Raw genomic sequence first — 16,392 nt, forward strand, 5'->3', positions numbered from 1 at the left:
CGGGGTGCGGAAGGCGTACGGCTCGAGCCCGCTGATATGACCGCCGATAGCGTCGACGATCTCGGTTCGCCTGGCCTTGACTGCCGCCAGTGAGATGCGGCAATCCGACGCGTTACTTCAAATGACGAAATAGGACCTGCGAATGTCCAACGGCCGCCCGCTCGGTGCGGACGGCCGTTGTGACAGGCGGAAGCCTCAGGTTTTGTCGGCCTTGCCGTCGGGCTCGGCGATCTCGGTGGCATCCTCGGACACCTGCCGGGTGATACCGGGCTCGGTGCCCTCGTCTGCCTCCTGATCCGGCTCGGGATGCTCCGGCTCGAAGGTCGGGGGCAGATTCTTCAAATGCCGGTTCATCGAACGCACCAGCAGCACCGTGCCTGCGAGCAGGATCAGGATGATGACGAGCCCGAGCGGCGACGCCTTACCGAACTCTGGCCCGGTAGGGGTGCCAGGAGTCTGCGCGAGCAGGGCGAGCATCACAGATCCTCGATGCCTGCGAACAGGTCGTTCTCGGGGATCGCGGTGCGCACCTTCGTCTTGGCCAGCTCGAATTCCTCGGTGGGCCACACCCGTTGCTGCATCTCCAGCGGAATCGCGAAGAAAGCGCCGTTCGGGTCGATCTGGGTGGCATGTGCGCGCAGCGCGTCGTCACGCTGTGGGAAGTATTTGGCGCATTCGATCTGCGTGGTGACCCGCGACATCACATCACCGCGCTCGACGGCGTACTTACGAATCCGATCCAGCCACTCCTGCATCGGGAACGGTTCGCCGATCCGCTCGAACTCCGCGGCGAACGCCTCCATCCGCTGCAGGCTGAAACCATGGTCGTAGTACAGCTTCAGCGGCGTCCACGGCTCGCCGGCATCGGGGAACCGCTCCGGGTCACCCGCGGCCTCGAACGCGGCTATCGACACGTCGTGGCACCGGATGTGATCCGGATGCGGGTAACCGCCGGTCTCGTCGTAGGTCGTCATCACGTGCGGCCTGAACTCCCGCACCACCCGCACCAGCGCCTCGGTGGCTTCTTCCAGCGGAACGAGCGCGAAGCAGCCCTCCGGCAGCGGCGGCAGCGGATCGCCCTCGGGCAGACCCGAATCGACGAATCCCAGCCAGGTCTGACGCACACCGAGCGCGGCGGCCGCCGCGGCCATCTCCTCGCGCCTGACCTCCTCGATCCGGTCGAGCACGCCGGGGATGTCCATCGCGGGATTGAGGATGCTGCCGCGTTCGCCGCCGGTCAGCGTGACGACGAGGACCTCGTTTCCTTCGTCGGCATAGCGTGCGGTCGTCGCGGCACCCTTGCTCGATTCATCGTCAGGGTGGGCATGGACCGCCATGAGGCGAAGGCCACTCACGTCTCGTTCACCTCATCGCTCTCGCTCGCGGGTGCTTGGGCTTCGTTCCCTATAGTTCCATTCGACAGACTTTTGTTCCGACGTACCCCCCGGGAGCGACCACTCATGACCGAGCCTGCGCCGGAATCAGCCGGTGGCGATGCGGCCATCGAACGGCGCGCCGACCGCTACGGCACCGCGCCACGCCGCAGACCGCGCTGGATTCCACCGGTTCTGGGCGGGGTCGTCGTGCTGCTCGGGCTGGGTGTCGCCTACCTCGGATGGCAGAAATACGGCCCCGAGGACATCGAGGCCGAGCAGCTCGGCTACGTCGTCGTGGACGACTCGACGCTGACCGTCCGGATGAAGATCACCCGCAACGATCCACAGCAGCCGGTGGTGTGTTTCGTGCGGGCCATGGACAAGGACGGCACCGAGGTCGGCCGCCGCGAAGTCCTGGTGGAGCCGTCCGACAGCGGCACGATCGAGCTGTCCACGACCGTGCGGTCATCCTCGCGCGCCTCCGCGGGCAGCATCTACGCCTGTAGTGATCGGGTCCCGGAGTACCTTCGCGCGGGCTGAGTACCTTCGAACGGCTGACCTACACCCCAGCCACGACAAAACAAACTCCGACCTGCATGTTTATGATTCATGCTAAAATAGCCTGATACACGGTTCCGGGGCTCGGAGCCGTGTTTGCTGCATTGGCGGCCAGCGCTGTCGGTTCCGGATTTTCGTATTTGCCCGGAGCAGAGGCCTGTCGGGGTTCGAAGAACTTCCCCAGGATGGCACTAGCCGTCGGCTGGTGCGTGCCCGCCCCCTGTGGGCACTGCAGCGGTTATCAGGGAATCCCGGCCTGCCGGGAACAACTACTAGGGAGTGATCGAGATGACTGAGACGCAAGTGACTTGGCTGACCCCGGAGTCGCACGACAGGCTCAAGGGTGAGCTCGACGCGCTCATTGCCAATCGTCCCGTCATCGCTGCCGAGATCAATGAACGCCGTGAAGAGGGCGACCTCAAGGAGAACGGTGGATACCACGCAGCTCGTGAGGAGCAGGGCCAGCAGGAGGCGCGCATCCGCCAGCTGCAGGAACTGCTGAACAACGCCAAGGTCGGCGTCGCACCGACGAAGGCAGGCGTCGCGCTCCCGGGCTCGGTCGTCAAGGTCTACTACGACGGCGACGAGTCCGACACCGAGACCTTCCTGATCGCGACCCGCGAAGAGGGTCTGAACGACTCCAAACTGGAGACCTACTCGCCCGCCTCGCCGCTCGGCGGCGCGTTGATCGACGCCAAGGTCGGCGAGACCCGTGAGTACACGCTGCCCAACGGCAACACCATGAAGGTGACGCTGGTCAGCGCGGAGCCCTACCACAGCTGACGCATCGGGCCGAGGCATTGCGCCCGGCCTCCTCGGACAGAGGAACCACGCTCTCCCCCGAACGCAAGCGGCCGCACCCGATTCCGGATGCGGCCGCTTCGTCATGTCCGATACCTCAGCCGGCGAGTGCCTGCTCGACATCGGCGATCAGGTCGCTGATGTCTTCGATGCCGACCGAAAGCCGCACCAGATCGGCGGGCACCTCGAGATCGGAGCCCTCGGTGGATGCGTGTGTCATCGCGGCGGGGTGCTCGATCAGCGATTCCACGCCGCCGAGCGATTCGGCCAGGGTGAAAATCTTGGTCCGCGAGCAGAAGTCGCGCGCCGCGTCCGGGCCGCCGTGCAGCCGCACCGAGATCATGCCGCCGAAGCGCTTCATCTGCTTGTCGGCGATGAAGTGACCGGGATGCTCGGCCAGTCCGGGGTAGATGACCTGTGAGATCGCAGGGTGCCTGGTGAGGAACTCGGCGATCGCCTCCGCGTTGTCGCAGTGCCGATCCATCCGCAACGCGAGGGTCTTGGTGCCACGCAGGGTGAGGAAGGCGTCGAACGGGCCGGGCACCGCGCCCGCACCGTTCTGCAGGAAGGCAAATGCCGCGTCGAGCTCCGGGTCGTTGGTGATCAGCGCGCCACCGACCACGTCGGAGTGCCCGCCGAGGTACTTGGTGGTCGAATGCGTGACGATGTCGGCGCCGAGCAGCAGTGGCTGCTGCAAGTACGGCGTCGCGAAGGTGTTGTCCACCACCAGTTTCGCGCCCGCCGTGTGCGCGACCTCGGCCAGTGCGGGGATGTCGCCGATGCTGAGCAGCGGGTTGGTCGGGGTCTCGATCCAGACCAGTTTGGTGTTCGGACGGATCGCGGCGCGCATCTCGTCGACGTTGAACACGTGGGCGGGCGAGTGCTCGATGCCCCACTGGCTGAACACCTTGTCGATCAGCCGGAAGGTGCCGCCGTAGGCGTCGTCGGGAATCACGATGTGGTCGCCGGGCCGCAGCGTGGCGCGCAGCGCACAGTCGGTCGCGGCCATGCCGGAGGCGAATGCCCGTCCGAAGCGGCCCGATTCGAGCGCGGCGAGGTTGGCCTCGAGCACGGTCCTGGTCGGGTTGCCGGTCCTGGCGTACTCGTAGCCGTCGCGCAGCCCGCCCACCCCGTCCTGGGCAAACGTCGAACTCGCGAAGATGGGCACGTTCACCGCACCGGTCCGCGGATCGGGATCGAATCCGGCGTGCACGGCCCGTGTAGAGAATCCCAACTCACTCATGGCCCCAGCCTAGATGGCGGTGAATTATGGGCAACTGGCTGGTGCAACCTCTTACTGCGTATACCGGACCGCCTGTTCCCCGCCGCCCCTCGGCCATCGGCAGCAGGCGGCCGCGCGGCCAGTGCCCGGAGCCTTGTGACGGGCGGTCGGAGTGAGGCCGGTCTCGGTGCCGCCGATCCGAATTAGGCTGAGGCCATGGTGACTGTCGAAGAACTGTTCGCGATCGATGCCCTGCTGTCCGACGAGGAGCGCGAGATCCGGAATACCGTCGCGGCCTTCGCGAACCAACGGCTGCGACCGCATATCGCGGACTGGTTCGAATCGGGCACCTTTCCGGCCCGTGAGATCGCCCCTGAGCTGGGCAAGCTCGGGTTGCTCGGCATGCATCTGGACGGTTACGGGTGCGCGGGGATGTCGGCGACCACCTACGGGCTCGCCTGCCAGGAGCTCGAGGCGGTGGACTCGGGGGTGCGCAGCATGGTGTCGGTGCAGGGGTCACTGGCGATGACGGCGATCCACAAGTTCGGATCCGAGGAGCAGAAGCAGCAGTGGCTGCCCGAGATGGCGGCGGGCCGCGCGCTCGGCTGTTTCGGGCTCACCGAACCCGATTTCGGCTCCAACCCCGGTGGCATGCGGACCCGCGCCAAGCGCGACGGCGCCGACTGGGTGCTCAATGGATCGAAGATGTGGATCACCAACGGATCGGTGGCCGATGTCGCGGTGGTCTGGGCCCAGACCGAGGACGAGGGCAAACAGGTGGTTCGCGGATTCCTGGTGCCTGCGGGCACGCCCGGGTTCACTGCGCGGGAGATGCATCGCAAGCTGTCGCTGCGCGCCTCGATCACCGCGGAACTGGACTTCAGCGATGTCCGCCTGCCCGCCGATGCCTTGCTGCCGCAGTCACGCGGGCTGAGCTCCCCGCTGGCCTGCCTGAGCGAGGCCCGTTTCGGCATCATCTTCGGTGCGCTCGGCGCGGCCCGCGACTGCCTGGCCGCGACCATCGAATACGCGAGGACCAGGGAAGTTTTCGACAAGCCACTGGCCGCCTACCAGTTGACCCAGGCGAAGCTGGCGGACATGGCGCTGGAGTTCGGCAAGGGCCAGCTGCTCGCGCTGCATCTGGGCCGGTTGAAGGATCAGGGTGTGGTGCGACAGGAGCAGATCAGCGCGGGCAAGCTGAACAGCACACGGGAGGCCATCGCGATTGCCCGCGAATGCCGCACCATTCTGGGCGCCAACGGCATCACGCTGGACTATCCGGTGTTGCGTCATGCGAACAACCTGGAGTCCGTGCTCACCTATGAGGGCACCGCGGAGGTTCACCAACTCGTGCTCGGCAAAGCGCTGACCGACGCGAATGCGTTTCGCTGAGAATTGAAATTGCCACGGATGTGCTGGGGCAAGTCGACTTCGACAATCGACTCCGCACCCAGCCGAGTGATTTCGCGAGGACACAATCCGATCCGTGGCGCAGAGTCCCATGACGCACGTCCGCCGCGAACCGGATCGGCCCGCGGCGGACATTGCACCTACTCGGTGTCGGCTGCCTATCGCATATCGCGCGGATCGCCGTACTGCGAATAGCCGCCCTGCGGATACCCGCCGTTCGAATACCAACCCTGCGAATGCCCACCCGAATACGACCCGTCCGACGCCTCCGGCTGCCACTGCTGTCCACGGGCGGCCTGCTGATCCATCCACAGCTGCTCGCGCGACGCATCCTCTCGGCCACGGTTATACGCCTGCGCATGCCCTTTCACCGCGGACATCTCCTTTTCGAGGTTGCCGAGCCAGCTGTCCCAGCGCCGCTGCATCGGACGGACCATGCCGCCGCCGACGCCGACCACCAGAATGCCGCCGATGGTGGCGAGGACGGTGATCAGGATCGGCATCGTGACCGAGGTCGCTACCCCGATCTGATTCAGTGCCGCAATGACGCCGACACCCCAGATGAACACCGCGGCGAACCAGCCGAGCGTCGGTCCATAGGACAGGCCGCCGAGCATGTTCGTGACGATGTCACGGACGGCGTGCGCGATCGCCGCCGCGATCACCACGATGACGATCGCAACCGCGGCCTTCGGCAGCCAGGAGACGATGCCGTTCAACATATCGCTGACCGGGTTCGGCCCGAATACGCCGAATCCGAGCTGCAGCGCGATAAGCAGGATCGCGTAGTAGGCCAGCTTTGCCAGTAGATCCGAAGCGTCATAGCGGCTGCGCGACAGTATTTGTTTGATCCCACCCCGCTCGACGAGCCGGTCGAAGCCGACCCGCTCGAGCACTCGGTTCACGATCGCCGCGACCGCTTTCGCAACGATCCAACCGATGAGCAGGATGACGAGGAATCCGGCCAGCTTGGGGACGAATGTCGCGACGGAACTCCACGCGTCCGAGAACCCTTGCTGGAAATCGATAGCCAAACTGGAGGTGTGCACGGCCCATCCCTTCGCTATCCGATTGCGCCCTGACGATTTGCCGGGACTGCTTCCAGGCCGGTTATACCCGGCGTGAACGCCGGAATCATAGACTTGCGAACAATTTGCCAAATTCGAATATTGCCGCAACAGCAGCAGCATCGGCCGCCGAAGCATCCCGGCTTCGGCGGCCGATCCGCGCGGGTGTGCACTATTGACATTCGATGTGAACTGGATCACACTCCTAACTGTGTTAGGTGAATCTACTCGCAATAGGCAAGCCGAACGGCGTGAGGCAACTCGGCAGGAAATCCTGGAGGTTGCCTGGGAGTTGGCGCGAGAACACGGACTCCCTCAGCTGACGCTGCGCGCAGTAGCGAGCCGGGTCGGCATGCGAGCCCCCTCGCTGTACACGCACTTCGCTTCGAAGAACGCCATTTACGACGCGATGTTCGGCCAGGCCTGGCAGGAGTACGAGCAAGTGTCCCAGCGCGCGATCGCCGAGCTGCCCGCCTCACCTCGGGCACAGATGCGGACAGTGTCCCGAGTCTTCTTCGACTTCGCGGTCGCCGATCTGGCGCGCTACCAGTTGATGAACCAGCGGACCATCCCCGGCTTCGTACCGTCGTCGGAGTCGTATGCGCCGTCCGTCCGGGTAATGCACCAGGGCCTCGAGCTACTCGCGAATATCGGCGTCACCGATCGCGGCGATGTCGAGATCTGGTTCGCCCTCCTGGCCGGACTCATCGATCAGCAGCTGGCCAACGACCCGGGCGGCGACAGCAGACGCAGGCTGCTCGATCGCGCAGTGGATATGTGGGCCGACGGTGTCGGCCTGGCACACGACAGCGGAACAACCGAGTGACAGCGCAAGGAAGCGACCATGACAACAATGAGCACCAGCGAACGGACCGAGCTCCGCCGACCCACACTCGACCATCCCGAGGCAATGCGGCTGGCGGCAACGGAATACACGCGCATTGCGCAAGCGGTGGCCGGGCTCGCCCCCGATGACTGGGCGAAGCCCACCGACTGCACGGAATGGACTGTGCACCAACTGATTTCGCATGTAGTCGGCATGGCCGCAATGGCGGCCTCCCCGCGAGAGAACTTCCGGCAGAACCGGATCGCGAACAAGCGACCGGGCGGCGAAGCCGAGATGATCGACGCGCTGACCGCGCTGCAGGTCCGCGAGTTCGGCGAGCACACGCCCGCGGAGCTCACCGCGCTACTCGCGAAGCTCGGCCCCCGAGCTGCCCGGATGCGCCGCCGCATACCCGGATTCATCCGCCGTCGGCCGATGCCGGGTTCGCAGCCGATCAACGGCGTCGCCGAAAGATGGAGCCTCGGCTACCCGATCGACATCATCCTGACCCGGGACCCCTGGATGCATCGGATCGACCTGTGCCGGGCCACCGGCCAGGATCTGGTGCTCACCGCCGACCACGACGGACGCATAGTCGACAACGTCGTTCGCGAATGGGCCCAGCGCCACGGTATGCCCTACCGGTTGACGCTCACCGGAGCGGCGGGCGGCGCCTGGTCGTCCGCCGACGCACCCGATCCGCTCGAACTCGACGCCACCGAGTTCTGCCGGGCACTCTCCGGCCGCGGCGAAGCAACCGGTTTGCTGCGCACCCAGGTCCCGTTCTGACTCGCGCCGACCAACCCTTTCGAGGACGCCATGAACATCCATCAGCTCACCGCCGATGTCACCGCGCTCAGTGACTGCGCCGAGGTGCCCGGTCTCGGGTTCATCCCGGTCAACGCTTTCGTTCTGCACGCCGCCGAGCCGGTCGTCATCGATACCGGTTTGAGCAACTCCGACAAGGACTTCCGCACCGAGCTCGGGCAGGTCATCGATCCCTCCGACGTGCGCTGGATCTGGCTCACCCACCCGGACCGCGATCACACCGGCGGGCTGTGGAGCCTGCTCGAAGCCGCACCGCACGCCCGCATTGTCACGACCTTCGCCGGCGTCGGAATCATGTCCTGCGAGTGGACGATTCCGCTCGATCGAGTGTTTCTGCTCAACCCCGGGCAGCAATTGGACGTCGGGGATCGCACACTGATCGGCCTCCGGCCGCCGCTGTTCGACAACCCCGCTACGGTCGGCGTTTTCGATACCGGCTCCGGGGCACTGTTCAGCTCCGACTGTTTCGGCGCGCCATTGCCGAGCGCAGAGATCGCCATGGGCGCCGATGTGCGCGCCGCCGGACCGGAGTTGCCGCAGGCGCAGCTGCTGTGGGCCACGGTGGACAGCCCATGGGTACACACGGTCGATCCCGAAAAGTACTCGGCCACTGTGGATCCGATTCGCAAACTGGACCCGTCCGGCATCTTCAGCACACACCTGCCGCCGGCCATCGGCATGAACGATCACATGTTCGACACGATCTCGGCGGCACCGACGGCTCCCCCGTTCGTCGGGCCGGATCAGCAGGCGCTGGAAGCGATGCTCACGACGTTCGAACCCTGATCATCGGATAACCCTGCTACGCCACCGATCCGGCAGGCCGCCGATAGCGGGCCGCGGCGGCCCCGGGATCGCCGGGCCTTCGGATTCAGCCCGGCGATCATGAGGAAATCAGTGGCCGATGCTGCCCGTGCTCAGGAAGCCGAGGAGGTCGTGGCGGGTAATGACGCCGACGGGCTTGCCTTCCTCCACCACCATGAGCGCGTCGGTGTCCGACAGCGCCTTGGTCGCGGCGGAGATCGGTTCGCCGGAACCGATCAGCGGGAACGACGGGCTCATGTGCTTGGCGACCGGATCCGTCAGGTGCGCGCGGCCTTCGAACACCGCGGAGAGCAGATCGCGTTCGGAGACGCTGCCCGCGACCTCGCCCGCCATCACCGGCGGCTCGGCGCCGACGACCGGCATTTGCGAGACGCCGTATTCGCGCAGAATCTCGATGGCGTCGCGCAGGGTCTCCGACGGGTGCGTGTGCACCAGATCGGGCAGCCCGCCCGACTTGCCGCGCAGCACGTCACCGACGAGCGGCTCATCGGTGGTGCCGTCGAGGCGTTCACGCAGGAAGCCGTAGGAGCTCATCCACTCGTCGTTGAAGATCTTGGACAGGTAGCCGCGGCCGCCGTCGGGCAGCAGCACCACGATGAGCGCGTCCGGATCGCGACGCGCGACCTCGATGGCCGCCACCACCGCCATGCCGCACGAGCCGCCGACGAGCAGTCCCTCCTCGCGGGCGAGCCTGCGGGTCATGTCGAAGGAGTCGGCATCGGAGACCGCGATGATCTCGTCGGGGATGGCCGCGTCGTAGGCGGACGGCCAGAAGTCTTCGCCGACGCCCTCGACCAGGTACGGACGACCGGTGCCGCCGGAGTACACCGAGCCCTCCGGGTCGGCGCCGATGATCTTCACCTTGCCGCCGGAGACCTCCTTGAGGTACCGACCGGTGCCGGTGATGGTGCCGCCGGTGCCGACGCCCGCCACGAAATGGGTGATCTTGCCGTCGGTGTCGCGCCAGATCTCCGGGCCGGTGGTCTCGTAGTGGCTGTCGGGTCCACCAGGATTGGAATACTGGTCGGGCTTCCATGCGCCGTCGATCTCGCGTACCAGCCGATCGGAGACGTTGTAGTAGCTGTCCGGGTGATCCGGCGGCACGGCGGTCGGGCACACCACGACCTCGGCGCCGTAGGCCCGCAGCACGTTGCGCTTGTCCTCACTGACCTTGTCCGGGCAGACGAACACACACTTGTAGCCGCGCTGCTGGGCGACTAGTGCGAGGCCGACACCGGTGTTGCCCGAGGTGGGTTCGACGATCGTGCCGCCGGGCTGCAACTGCCCGGATTTCTCGGCGGCCTCGATCATCTTCACCGCGATCCGGTCCTTGGAACTGCCGCCAGGATTCAGGTACTCGATCTTGGCGGCCACCACGCCGGCGTTCGGTCCCACCACAGAGTTCAACCGGACCAGCGGTGTATTACCGATGAGGTCCACGACATGATCCGCGATGCGCATGGCACCCATCGTTGCAGAACCGTCGTCCGGGCAGCCCACCGCCATGTTCTCTACTACCCGGCACCCGGCCGAACACCCTTGGCCCGCACCGCAGGCGCCGGTAGATGTGAATTCGGGCACGCCACGTCTGTCGTGACTACCGGCAATCCGGTGCGCCCGCGCCTAGGATCTCTGAGCATGAGGCAGCCGAACATCGCCCGTGCCGCCGCGGTTCTGGCCGGATCGGCGGTGGCCGTGATCGTCGGATCCGGTGCGCAGACGAACGCGACGACCGTCGAGTTCCCCCAGGTGCCCACGTTGGCTACCGGCGGACTGTGCTGGACGAACGTCAGGACCTGGGTCGAGACCAACCAGGAATGGCCTGGCCGTGCCATATTCAACGTCCGCGCCCTGCCGGTCTCCGGAATCGGTCCCGGCGCGTACCCGTTTGCGCCGCTGTGCGAGGTCTACACCACCGTCGCCTGGCGCAATATGACCACCGGCGCGACGGGCGCTTACAACAACATCGTGGTCACCGGCATCTACGGCAGCATCCAATACTCGCTGTTCCAGGACACCGGCCCCGGCCGTGTCGAGGTCACCGTCACCACCAACAACGCCAGCATCCCGGCCCGCGGCTGGTTCGACGTGCCCGCCTGAGGTCATCGAGTGAACCGCCCGGCGGAATTGTGCCCGCCGGGTGAGTCCGTAAAATTTCTCCCCGTGAGCACACCACGAATCAGCTGGCGGATCGCGGCAGTCACCAGTGCCGCAACCGTGCTGGCCGGTTCCGGCGCGGGGACGGCATCCTGGGCGGCGTATCGCCTGCTCATGGCGCAGGCGGGGGTGGCGAGGGGCGTGATCGGGCGCGACACCTCGAAACCACCGGAGGCAGACGGAATCTACACCGCGGGATGCCTCGCGCCGCAGCCATGGCGAACCGGTGTGCACGCGGATCTGCACTTGATGATCTTCGGTGATTCCACCGCAGGCGGCGTCGGCTGTCACAGCGCCGAGGAGGTGCCCGGCGTGCGCATCGCCCGCGGTCTCGCCGAGGCCACCGGACAGCGAATTCGGCTGAGCACCAAGGCAATATCGGGGGCCACCTCCAAAGGGCTTGCCGGCCAGGTCGACGCGATGTTCGTGGCGGGGCCGCCGCCGGACGCCGCGGTCATCCTGATCGGCGCCAACGACATCACCAAGAAGCATTCCATCCGGGCTTCAGCACGCAGACTGGCCAGCGCGGTGGCGCGGCTGCGCCGAGCCGACGCCATCGTGGTGGTCGGCACCTGCCCGAATCTCGGCATCGTCACCGCGATTCCGCAGCCGCTGCGGACCGTGGTGCAGAACTGGAGCGCCCGACTGGCTCGGGCCCAGACCGTGGCGACCACCGTCGCGGGCGGGCGCCCGGTGCAGATGGGCAATCTGCTCGCGCCCGAGTTCCGCGCCGCGCCCGAGTTGATGTTCGCCGCCGACGGATTCCACCCTTCGGCGGCGGGCTACGAACTGGCTGCGGCGCTGCTGCTGCCCGCACTGATCGACGCGCTGAACGAGGCGACCCCCGCTTCCCGCCCAGCAGGACGCGACGTAGATTCGATGAGAACGCACTAGTAACAAACGGTTCGCGGAGTGTGCTCGGACAACGTCTGAACGCCAACACTTACCGTCCCAACAAAGGAGTCCTCATGCCCGAGGCCGTCATCGTTTCGACCGCCCGCTCCCCGATCGGCCGCGCCGCCAAAGGCTCGTTGGTCGATATGCGGCCCGACGATCTGACGACGCAGATCGTGCGCGCGGCGCTCGACAAGGTGCCTGCGCTGGACCCGGCCCAGATCGACGACCTGATCCTCGGCTGTGGTTCGCCCGGCGGTGAGCAGGGCTTCAACCTCGCCCGCATCGTCGCCGTGCAGCTCGGCTACGACTTCGTGCCCGGCACCACCGTGCACCGCTACTGCGCCTCGTCGCTGCAGTCCACCCGGATGGCCTTCCACGCGATCAAGGCCGGCGAGGGTGACGTATTCATCTCCGCGGGTGTGGAGACGGTGTCCCGCTACAAGAACGGCTCCGCCGACAGCTGGCCGAACACGCAGAACTCGCTCTTCGACGAGGCGAAGGCGCGCACCGCGAAGGCAGCCGAGGGCGGCGCGGGCATCTGGCACGACCCGCGCGAGGACGGCCTGATCCCGGACGCCTACATCGCGATGGGCCAGACCGCGGAGAATGTCGCGTCCCTCACCGGCATCACTCGTGAGGACCAGGACCGCTGGGGCGTTCGCTCGCAGAACCGGGCTGAGGCAGCCATCAAGGCCGGTTTCTTCGAGCGCGAGATCACCCCGATCACCCTCCCCGACGGCACAGTCGTTTCCAAGGACGACGGCCCGCGCGCCGGTGTCACCTACGAGGCGGTCAGCCAGCTCAAGCCGGTCTTCCGGCCGGACGGCAGCATTACCGCCGGTAACTGCTGCCCGCTCAACGACGGCGCCGCCGCGCTGGTCATCATGAGCGACACCAAGGCCAAGGAACTCGGCCTGACCCCGCTGGCGCGCATCGTGTCCACCGGTGTCTCCGGCCTTTCCCCCGAGATCATGGGCCTCGGCCCGATCGAGGCCATCAAGCGCGCCCTGGCGCTGGCGGGCAAGACGGTCGATGACATCGACCTGTTCGAGATCAACGAGGCGTTCGCGGTGCAGGTGCTCGGCTCTGCCCGCGAGCTGAAGATCGACGAGGACAAGCTGAACGTCTCCGGCGGCGCGATCGCGCTCGGCCACCCGTTCGGCATGACCGGCGCCCGCATCACCACCACGCTGCTCAACAACCTCCAGACCTACGACAAGCAGTTCGGCGTGGAGTCCATGTGCGTCGGCGGCGGCCAGGGCATGGCGATGGTCATCGAGCGCCTCAGCTAGTTACGTCAATCGAACGGCTCCCTGTCCCGGCGGACAGGGAGCCGTTCGGCGTTTCACGCCCACAGCATCCGATCAGGCCGCCTGATGGCGACCGACCGTCGCCGCAACGCCAAACGGCTCCCCATCCGGGATCGGATGGGGAGCCGTTGCTTGTCAGGGTCAGTCGTTGTTGAAGTAACTCAGCAGGCGCAGGATCTCGACGTAGAGCCAGACCAGGGTGACGGTCAGGCCGAGCGCGACGCCCCAGGCCGCCTTCTCCGGCGCCTGTGCGCGGATCAGCTGATCGGCGGCGTCGAAGTCGAGCAGGAAGCTGAATGCCGCGATCACGATGACGACGAGGCTGAACACGATGGCCAGCGGGCCGCCGTCACGCAGGCCGAGGCCGCCGTCGATGAAGTAGCTGGCGATCGCGTTGCCGAGCGCCAGGACGAGCACGCCGATCATGGAGCCGACGACCATCCTGGTGAGGCGCGGGGTAACCCGGACCGCACCGGTCTTGTAGACCACGAGCATGCCCGCGAACACACCGAAGGTGCCGAGCACGGCCTGCGCGATCATGGCGCTGCCGCCGACCCCGCCGAACTCGATATTCGTGAACATGAACGACAGCGCGCCGACGAACAGGCCCTCGAACACCGCGTAGGACAACACGATGACCGGGTTGTCCATCTTGCGCGCGAAGCTAGCGACCAGCACCAGCACCAGGCCGACGAGGCCACCGCCGAAAACGAACAGCGGCGCGAGCGAGTTGTTCGCGTTGGTCAGGCCGTAGGAGATGATCGCCGAAAGTGCGAGCACGCCGAGCGTGACCGCGGTCTTGGTCACCACATCGTCGATGGTCATCGCGCGCGTGGCGGGGGCCTGCTGATACGGCTGCTGATACGGCTGGCCGTACTGGTTACCGAACTGCTGACCCAGCTGGCCCGCGCCCGCTACCCCTGACCCGAAGTTGGCATAGCCACCGCCCTCTTGCCGAGGGAGATTTCTGAAAACCGGATTGCTTGTCGTGCGCACCGTGAATGCCTTTCTGGAGTCGTGGCCCACGCTCGCCGTGGCCGTTGGTCACTCGATATCCAACTACCCGTCCAACGCGTGTCGGCTGTGTCGAGTTCCCGGAGCCAGGCTCCAGCAACTCAACGAGACGGACAATTCGGACTCTACTATCGATGCGCGTCGTGCAGCCCACGCACCGACCGCGTCACCGTGAACTTTCGATTGCGACCGATCACTTCGGTCTGCCCGACCATCCGCTCGATCACCCCTCGATAATTCAGGTGCGAGTTGAAGACGGTCCAGAGCTCACCGCCGGGACGCAGCACCCGGCCGGTCTCGGTGAACATCTTGATCGCCGAGCCGGTGTGCACGGCCGCGCCGACATGGAACGGCGGATTGCACAGCACCAGATCGGCGCTGTTGTCGGCGGCCGAGGACATCGCGTCATCGCGCACCACCGTCACTCGGTCGGCGACGCCGTTGGCTTCGGCCGTCGCCCGCGCCGAGGCCACCGCCGCGGCCGACTGATCGGTACCGAGGACGGTGATGCCCGGTCGTGCCTTCGCCAGTGTGACCGCGAGGATTCCGGTGCCGCAGCCGAGATCGATGGCGTCGCGGGCGTCGGGCTTCATCCACTTCAGGTGCTGCAGCAGGAACCTGGTTCCGATGTCGAGGCGGGCCCCGGAGAAGGCAGCGCCGTGCGCGACGACATCGATGTCGAGATCATCGATCCGCTCCCGCACCGGGAACAGCAGCTCGCCAACCGGTTTCGGCCCCGTGACGAGCAGGGTGCGCGACTTCTGCCTGCCGCGACTGGCGCGCACCTCCGAAAAGGACTCGGCGAGTAGGTCGTTCATCGATGTGGTGAGGTATTTGTCACGACCACCCGCGAACACCTGGACCTTCGGGTCGGCGTAGCGCGCGATGGCGTCGGCGACCTCGGCGAGCCCGGCGAGGACCCGCGGCAGCCGCAGCAGCACCACCTGCACGTCCGCGAGCAGGCTGTCGGTGAGTGGCTGCGCGCTGTAGCGATCCGCGAGTCCGAGCGCACGGGCGTTGTTGGCCAGCGCCAGCTCGCCGGTGAGCAGGTCCTGATGCACCCGGACATCGCGCAAGTCGTGCCCGGCGATCGCACCGAGGGTGAGCGCACCGTAATTGTCGCCGATAACGGCTATTCTCCCGCTACCGGCCGCGGCGATCGCGTCGTCGGCGACATCGAGGATCAGCCGATCGGCGGCATCCACGGCGTAGAGGTTCTGGGCCTCCACATCCGGATACCGCCGCAGTCGGCCAAGTACTTCCTCGACAGTTCCCACACGTCAAGTGTGCTAGATCGTTGCCGCGCGGTCTCGTCGGGGCCGGGAGAACCACCGAGCTACTGCGCCGCAACGGGATCCGGATCAGCTCGCCGTAGCCTTGCCGCCGCTCGGCGCCACCGCGAACCAGGTGCCACCAACGCCTTGGCCGAGCAGATCACCCGCGTTCTTATCCTTCCCGAAGTAGTACACCGGCCAGCCGCCGACGGTGACTTGACATGCGCCGTCGGCACGTTCGATGAATCCGACGCGCTGCGGGTCGACGCCGGCCACATAGATCGACTGATTTCGCGCGACGGTCAGCGGCGGCCAGGTGACGGCGCACTGCCCGGCGCAATTGGAGGCCGACGGATTGGCGGTGTCTTTATCGAACCGGTACAGCGACCGACCTGCTCCGTCCGAGACATACTGTCCGACACTCGGATTGCTGGTCACATTGAGCTGCACCGCGTTTGCGCCCGCCGGAGCGGGCCCGTCGTAGATCTTCAGCCAGCCCTGCGTCTTCGCAACCGCGGGCACCTGTCCTGCCTGCGGCGCAGGGGCGGCGGCGGACGCCGGCGGGACCGAACTGGTAACGGCGACCGGTTTCGCCGGTTCGGCGCCTCCGCACGCAGTCAGCAATCCGGCGAGTGCCACCGCGGCAGCGGCGAACGGCAGCGCAGAACGACGGAAGCTTGTGGTCGACAGCATTTTTCGAATCCCTCCATGGATCGTGGTGCATCCGGTGCACCCGGTCACCGATAACTACGTGGCAGCCGCCCGCCTGGTTCACCGGCATCGGCAACCGCATCGGGCAAATCAACGGCAACACTCGATTCGACGGC

The 16,392-nt window shown here is 66.4% G+C and carries 17 protein-coding genes; 9 read left to right on the top strand and 8 right to left on the bottom strand.

From position 1 onward, the window contains the following. Positions 1 to 195: 195 nt before the first annotated feature. Both OHA42_RS37265 and mca read right to left on the bottom strand, forming a co-directional pair. A complete protein-coding gene (locus OHA42_RS37265) occupies positions 196 to 477 on the bottom strand; it encodes a hypothetical protein (protein WP_406232971.1) in 282 nt (93 codons plus the stop codon). Further along, positions 477 to 1,355, bottom strand: coding sequence for a mycothiol conjugate amidase Mca (gene mca / locus OHA42_RS37270; protein ID WP_328405947.1), 879 nt, complete (start codon positions 1,353 to 1,355; stop codon positions 477 to 479). Before mca ends, OHA42_RS37265 begins: the two co-directional genes overlap by 1 nt. Before the next feature lie 105 nt (positions 1,356 to 1,460). On the opposite strand from mca, the gene OHA42_RS37275 reads away from it, so the two are divergent. Together OHA42_RS37275 and greA are read left to right on the top strand one after the other, a co-directional pair. Continuing rightward, complete coding sequence (locus tag OHA42_RS37275; protein WP_406232973.1) at positions 1,461 to 1,916, top strand: DUF4307 domain-containing protein; 456 nt, start codon at positions 1,461 to 1,463, stop codon at positions 1,914 to 1,916. Between the two features lie 306 nt (positions 1,917 to 2,222). Next, a complete protein-coding gene (gene greA, locus OHA42_RS37280; RefSeq protein ID WP_328405951.1) occupies positions 2,223 to 2,717 on the top strand; it encodes a transcription elongation factor GreA in 495 nt (164 codons plus the stop codon). 115 nt (positions 2,718 to 2,832) lie between these two features. Here the strand turns inward: greA and OHA42_RS37285 are convergent, their stop codons facing one another. Continuing rightward, entirely contained in the window at positions 2,833 to 3,978 is a 1,146-nt protein-coding gene (locus OHA42_RS37285) for a cystathionine gamma-synthase (protein WP_328405953.1), read from the bottom strand. Between the two features lie 195 nt (positions 3,979 to 4,173). On the opposite strand from OHA42_RS37285, the gene OHA42_RS37290 reads away from it, so the two are divergent. After that, positions 4,174 to 5,349: an acyl-CoA dehydrogenase family protein gene (locus OHA42_RS37290; RefSeq protein WP_406232976.1), complete on the top strand. Its 1,176-nt coding sequence runs from the start codon at positions 4,174 to 4,176 to the stop codon at positions 5,347 to 5,349. Between the two features lie 176 nt (positions 5,350 to 5,525). Here OHA42_RS37290 and OHA42_RS37295 read toward each other — a convergent pair whose 3' ends face one another. Further along, positions 5,526 to 6,416: a mechanosensitive ion channel family protein gene (locus OHA42_RS37295; RefSeq protein WP_406232978.1), complete on the bottom strand. Its 891-nt coding sequence runs from the start codon at positions 6,414 to 6,416 to the stop codon at positions 5,526 to 5,528. Positions 6,417 to 6,645: 229 nt separating this feature from the next. Here OHA42_RS37295 and OHA42_RS37300 point away from each other — a divergent pair, with 229 nt between their 5' ends. Genes OHA42_RS37300 through OHA42_RS37310 form a run of 3 tightly spaced genes read left to right on the top strand, consistent with a single transcriptional unit; the run spans position 6,646 to position 8,874 of the window. Next, positions 6,646 to 7,260, top strand: a complete 615-nt coding sequence (locus tag OHA42_RS37300) for a TetR/AcrR family transcriptional regulator (RefSeq protein WP_406232979.1) — start codon at positions 6,646 to 6,648, stop codon at positions 7,258 to 7,260. Between the two features lie 18 nt (positions 7,261 to 7,278). Beyond that, positions 7,279 to 8,049 (top strand): maleylpyruvate isomerase family mycothiol-dependent enzyme, encoded by a 771-nt coding sequence (locus OHA42_RS37305; RefSeq protein WP_406232981.1) that lies wholly within the window; start codon positions 7,279 to 7,281, stop codon positions 8,047 to 8,049. A gap of 30 nt (positions 8,050 to 8,079) precedes the next feature. Then, entirely contained in the window at positions 8,080 to 8,874 is a 795-nt protein-coding gene (locus OHA42_RS37310) for an MBL fold metallo-hydrolase (RefSeq protein ID WP_406232983.1), read from the top strand. 108 nt (positions 8,875 to 8,982) lie between these two features. Here OHA42_RS37310 and OHA42_RS37315 read toward each other — a convergent pair whose 3' ends face one another. Beyond that, positions 8,983 to 10,374, bottom strand: a complete 1,392-nt coding sequence (locus tag OHA42_RS37315; RefSeq protein WP_406232985.1) for a cystathionine beta-synthase — start codon at positions 10,372 to 10,374, stop codon at positions 8,983 to 8,985. Between the two features lie 177 nt (positions 10,375 to 10,551). On the opposite strand from OHA42_RS37315, the gene OHA42_RS37320 reads away from it, so the two are divergent. From OHA42_RS37320 to OHA42_RS37330, 3 genes are all read left to right on the top strand, one after another. Further along, complete coding sequence (locus OHA42_RS37320) at positions 10,552 to 11,013, top strand: hypothetical protein (RefSeq protein ID WP_406232987.1); 462 nt, start codon at positions 10,552 to 10,554, stop codon at positions 11,011 to 11,013. Positions 11,014 to 11,076: 63 nt separating this feature from the next. Further along, positions 11,077 to 11,964 carry an SGNH/GDSL hydrolase family protein gene (locus OHA42_RS37325; protein ID WP_406232988.1) on the top strand — a complete coding sequence of 296 codons (888 nt, stop codon included), beginning with the start codon at positions 11,077 to 11,079 and terminating at the stop codon, positions 11,962 to 11,964. Positions 11,965 to 12,038: 74 nt separating this feature from the next. Further along, complete coding sequence (locus tag OHA42_RS37330; RefSeq protein WP_406232989.1) at positions 12,039 to 13,259, top strand: acetyl-CoA C-acetyltransferase; 1,221 nt, start codon at positions 12,039 to 12,041, stop codon at positions 13,257 to 13,259. A 159-nt stretch (positions 13,260 to 13,418) separates the two neighbouring features. On the opposite strand, the gene OHA42_RS37335 is transcribed toward OHA42_RS37330, so the two are convergent. From OHA42_RS37335 to OHA42_RS37345, 3 genes are all read right to left on the bottom strand, one after another. Continuing rightward, positions 13,419 to 14,273: a Bax inhibitor-1/YccA family protein gene (locus tag OHA42_RS37335; RefSeq protein WP_406232991.1), complete on the bottom strand. Its 855-nt coding sequence runs from the start codon at positions 14,271 to 14,273 to the stop codon at positions 13,419 to 13,421. A gap of 146 nt (positions 14,274 to 14,419) precedes the next feature. Continuing rightward, the gene (locus OHA42_RS37340; protein ID WP_406232993.1) at positions 14,420 to 15,568 is read right to left on the bottom strand and encodes a class I SAM-dependent methyltransferase; all 1,149 of its coding nucleotides are present in this window, start codon (positions 15,566 to 15,568) and stop codon (positions 14,420 to 14,422) included. A gap of 84 nt (positions 15,569 to 15,652) precedes the next feature. Continuing rightward, positions 15,653 to 16,258, bottom strand: coding sequence for a hypothetical protein (locus OHA42_RS37345; RefSeq protein WP_406232995.1), 606 nt, complete (start codon positions 16,256 to 16,258; stop codon positions 15,653 to 15,655). Between the last annotated feature and the right edge of the window lie 134 nt (positions 16,259 to 16,392).

This window comes from Nocardia sp. NBC_01009 (genome assembly GCF_045208035.1).
In the GTDB taxonomy this organism is placed as follows: domain Bacteria; phylum Actinomycetota; class Actinomycetes; order Mycobacteriales; family Mycobacteriaceae; genus Nocardia.

Excerpts from the sequence above, each read along its gene's own strand:
- OHA42_RS37310 (WP_406232983.1), top strand. The coding sequence starts at position 8,080 with ATGAACATCCATCAGCTCACCGCCGATGTCACCGCGCTCAGTGACTGC.
- OHA42_RS37265 (WP_406232971.1), bottom strand. The coding sequence starts at position 477 with ATGCTCGCCCTGCTCGCGCAGACTCCTGGCACCCCTACCGGGCCAGAG.
- OHA42_RS37285 (WP_328405953.1), bottom strand. The coding sequence starts at position 3,978 with ATGAGTGAGTTGGGATTCTCTACACGGGCCGTGCACGCCGGATTCGAT.
- OHA42_RS37305 (WP_406232981.1), top strand. The coding sequence starts at position 7,279 with ATGACAACAATGAGCACCAGCGAACGGACCGAGCTCCGCCGACCCACA.
- greA (WP_328405951.1), top strand. The coding sequence starts at position 2,223 with ATGACTGAGACGCAAGTGACTTGGCTGACCCCGGAGTCGCACGACAGG.
- OHA42_RS37290 (WP_406232976.1), top strand. The coding sequence starts at position 4,174 with ATGGTGACTGTCGAAGAACTGTTCGCGATCGATGCCCTGCTGTCCGAC.
- OHA42_RS37315 (WP_406232985.1), bottom strand. The coding sequence starts at position 10,374 with ATGCGCATCGCGGATCATGTCGTGGACCTCATCGGTAATACACCGCTG.
- OHA42_RS37275 (WP_406232973.1), top strand. The coding sequence starts at position 1,461 with ATGACCGAGCCTGCGCCGGAATCAGCCGGTGGCGATGCGGCCATCGAA.
- OHA42_RS37345 (WP_406232995.1), bottom strand. The coding sequence starts at position 16,258 with ATGCTGTCGACCACAAGCTTCCGTCGTTCTGCGCTGCCGTTCGCCGCT.
- OHA42_RS37320 (WP_406232987.1), top strand. The coding sequence starts at position 10,552 with ATGAGGCAGCCGAACATCGCCCGTGCCGCCGCGGTTCTGGCCGGATCG.
- OHA42_RS37330 (WP_406232989.1), top strand. The coding sequence starts at position 12,039 with ATGCCCGAGGCCGTCATCGTTTCGACCGCCCGCTCCCCGATCGGCCGC.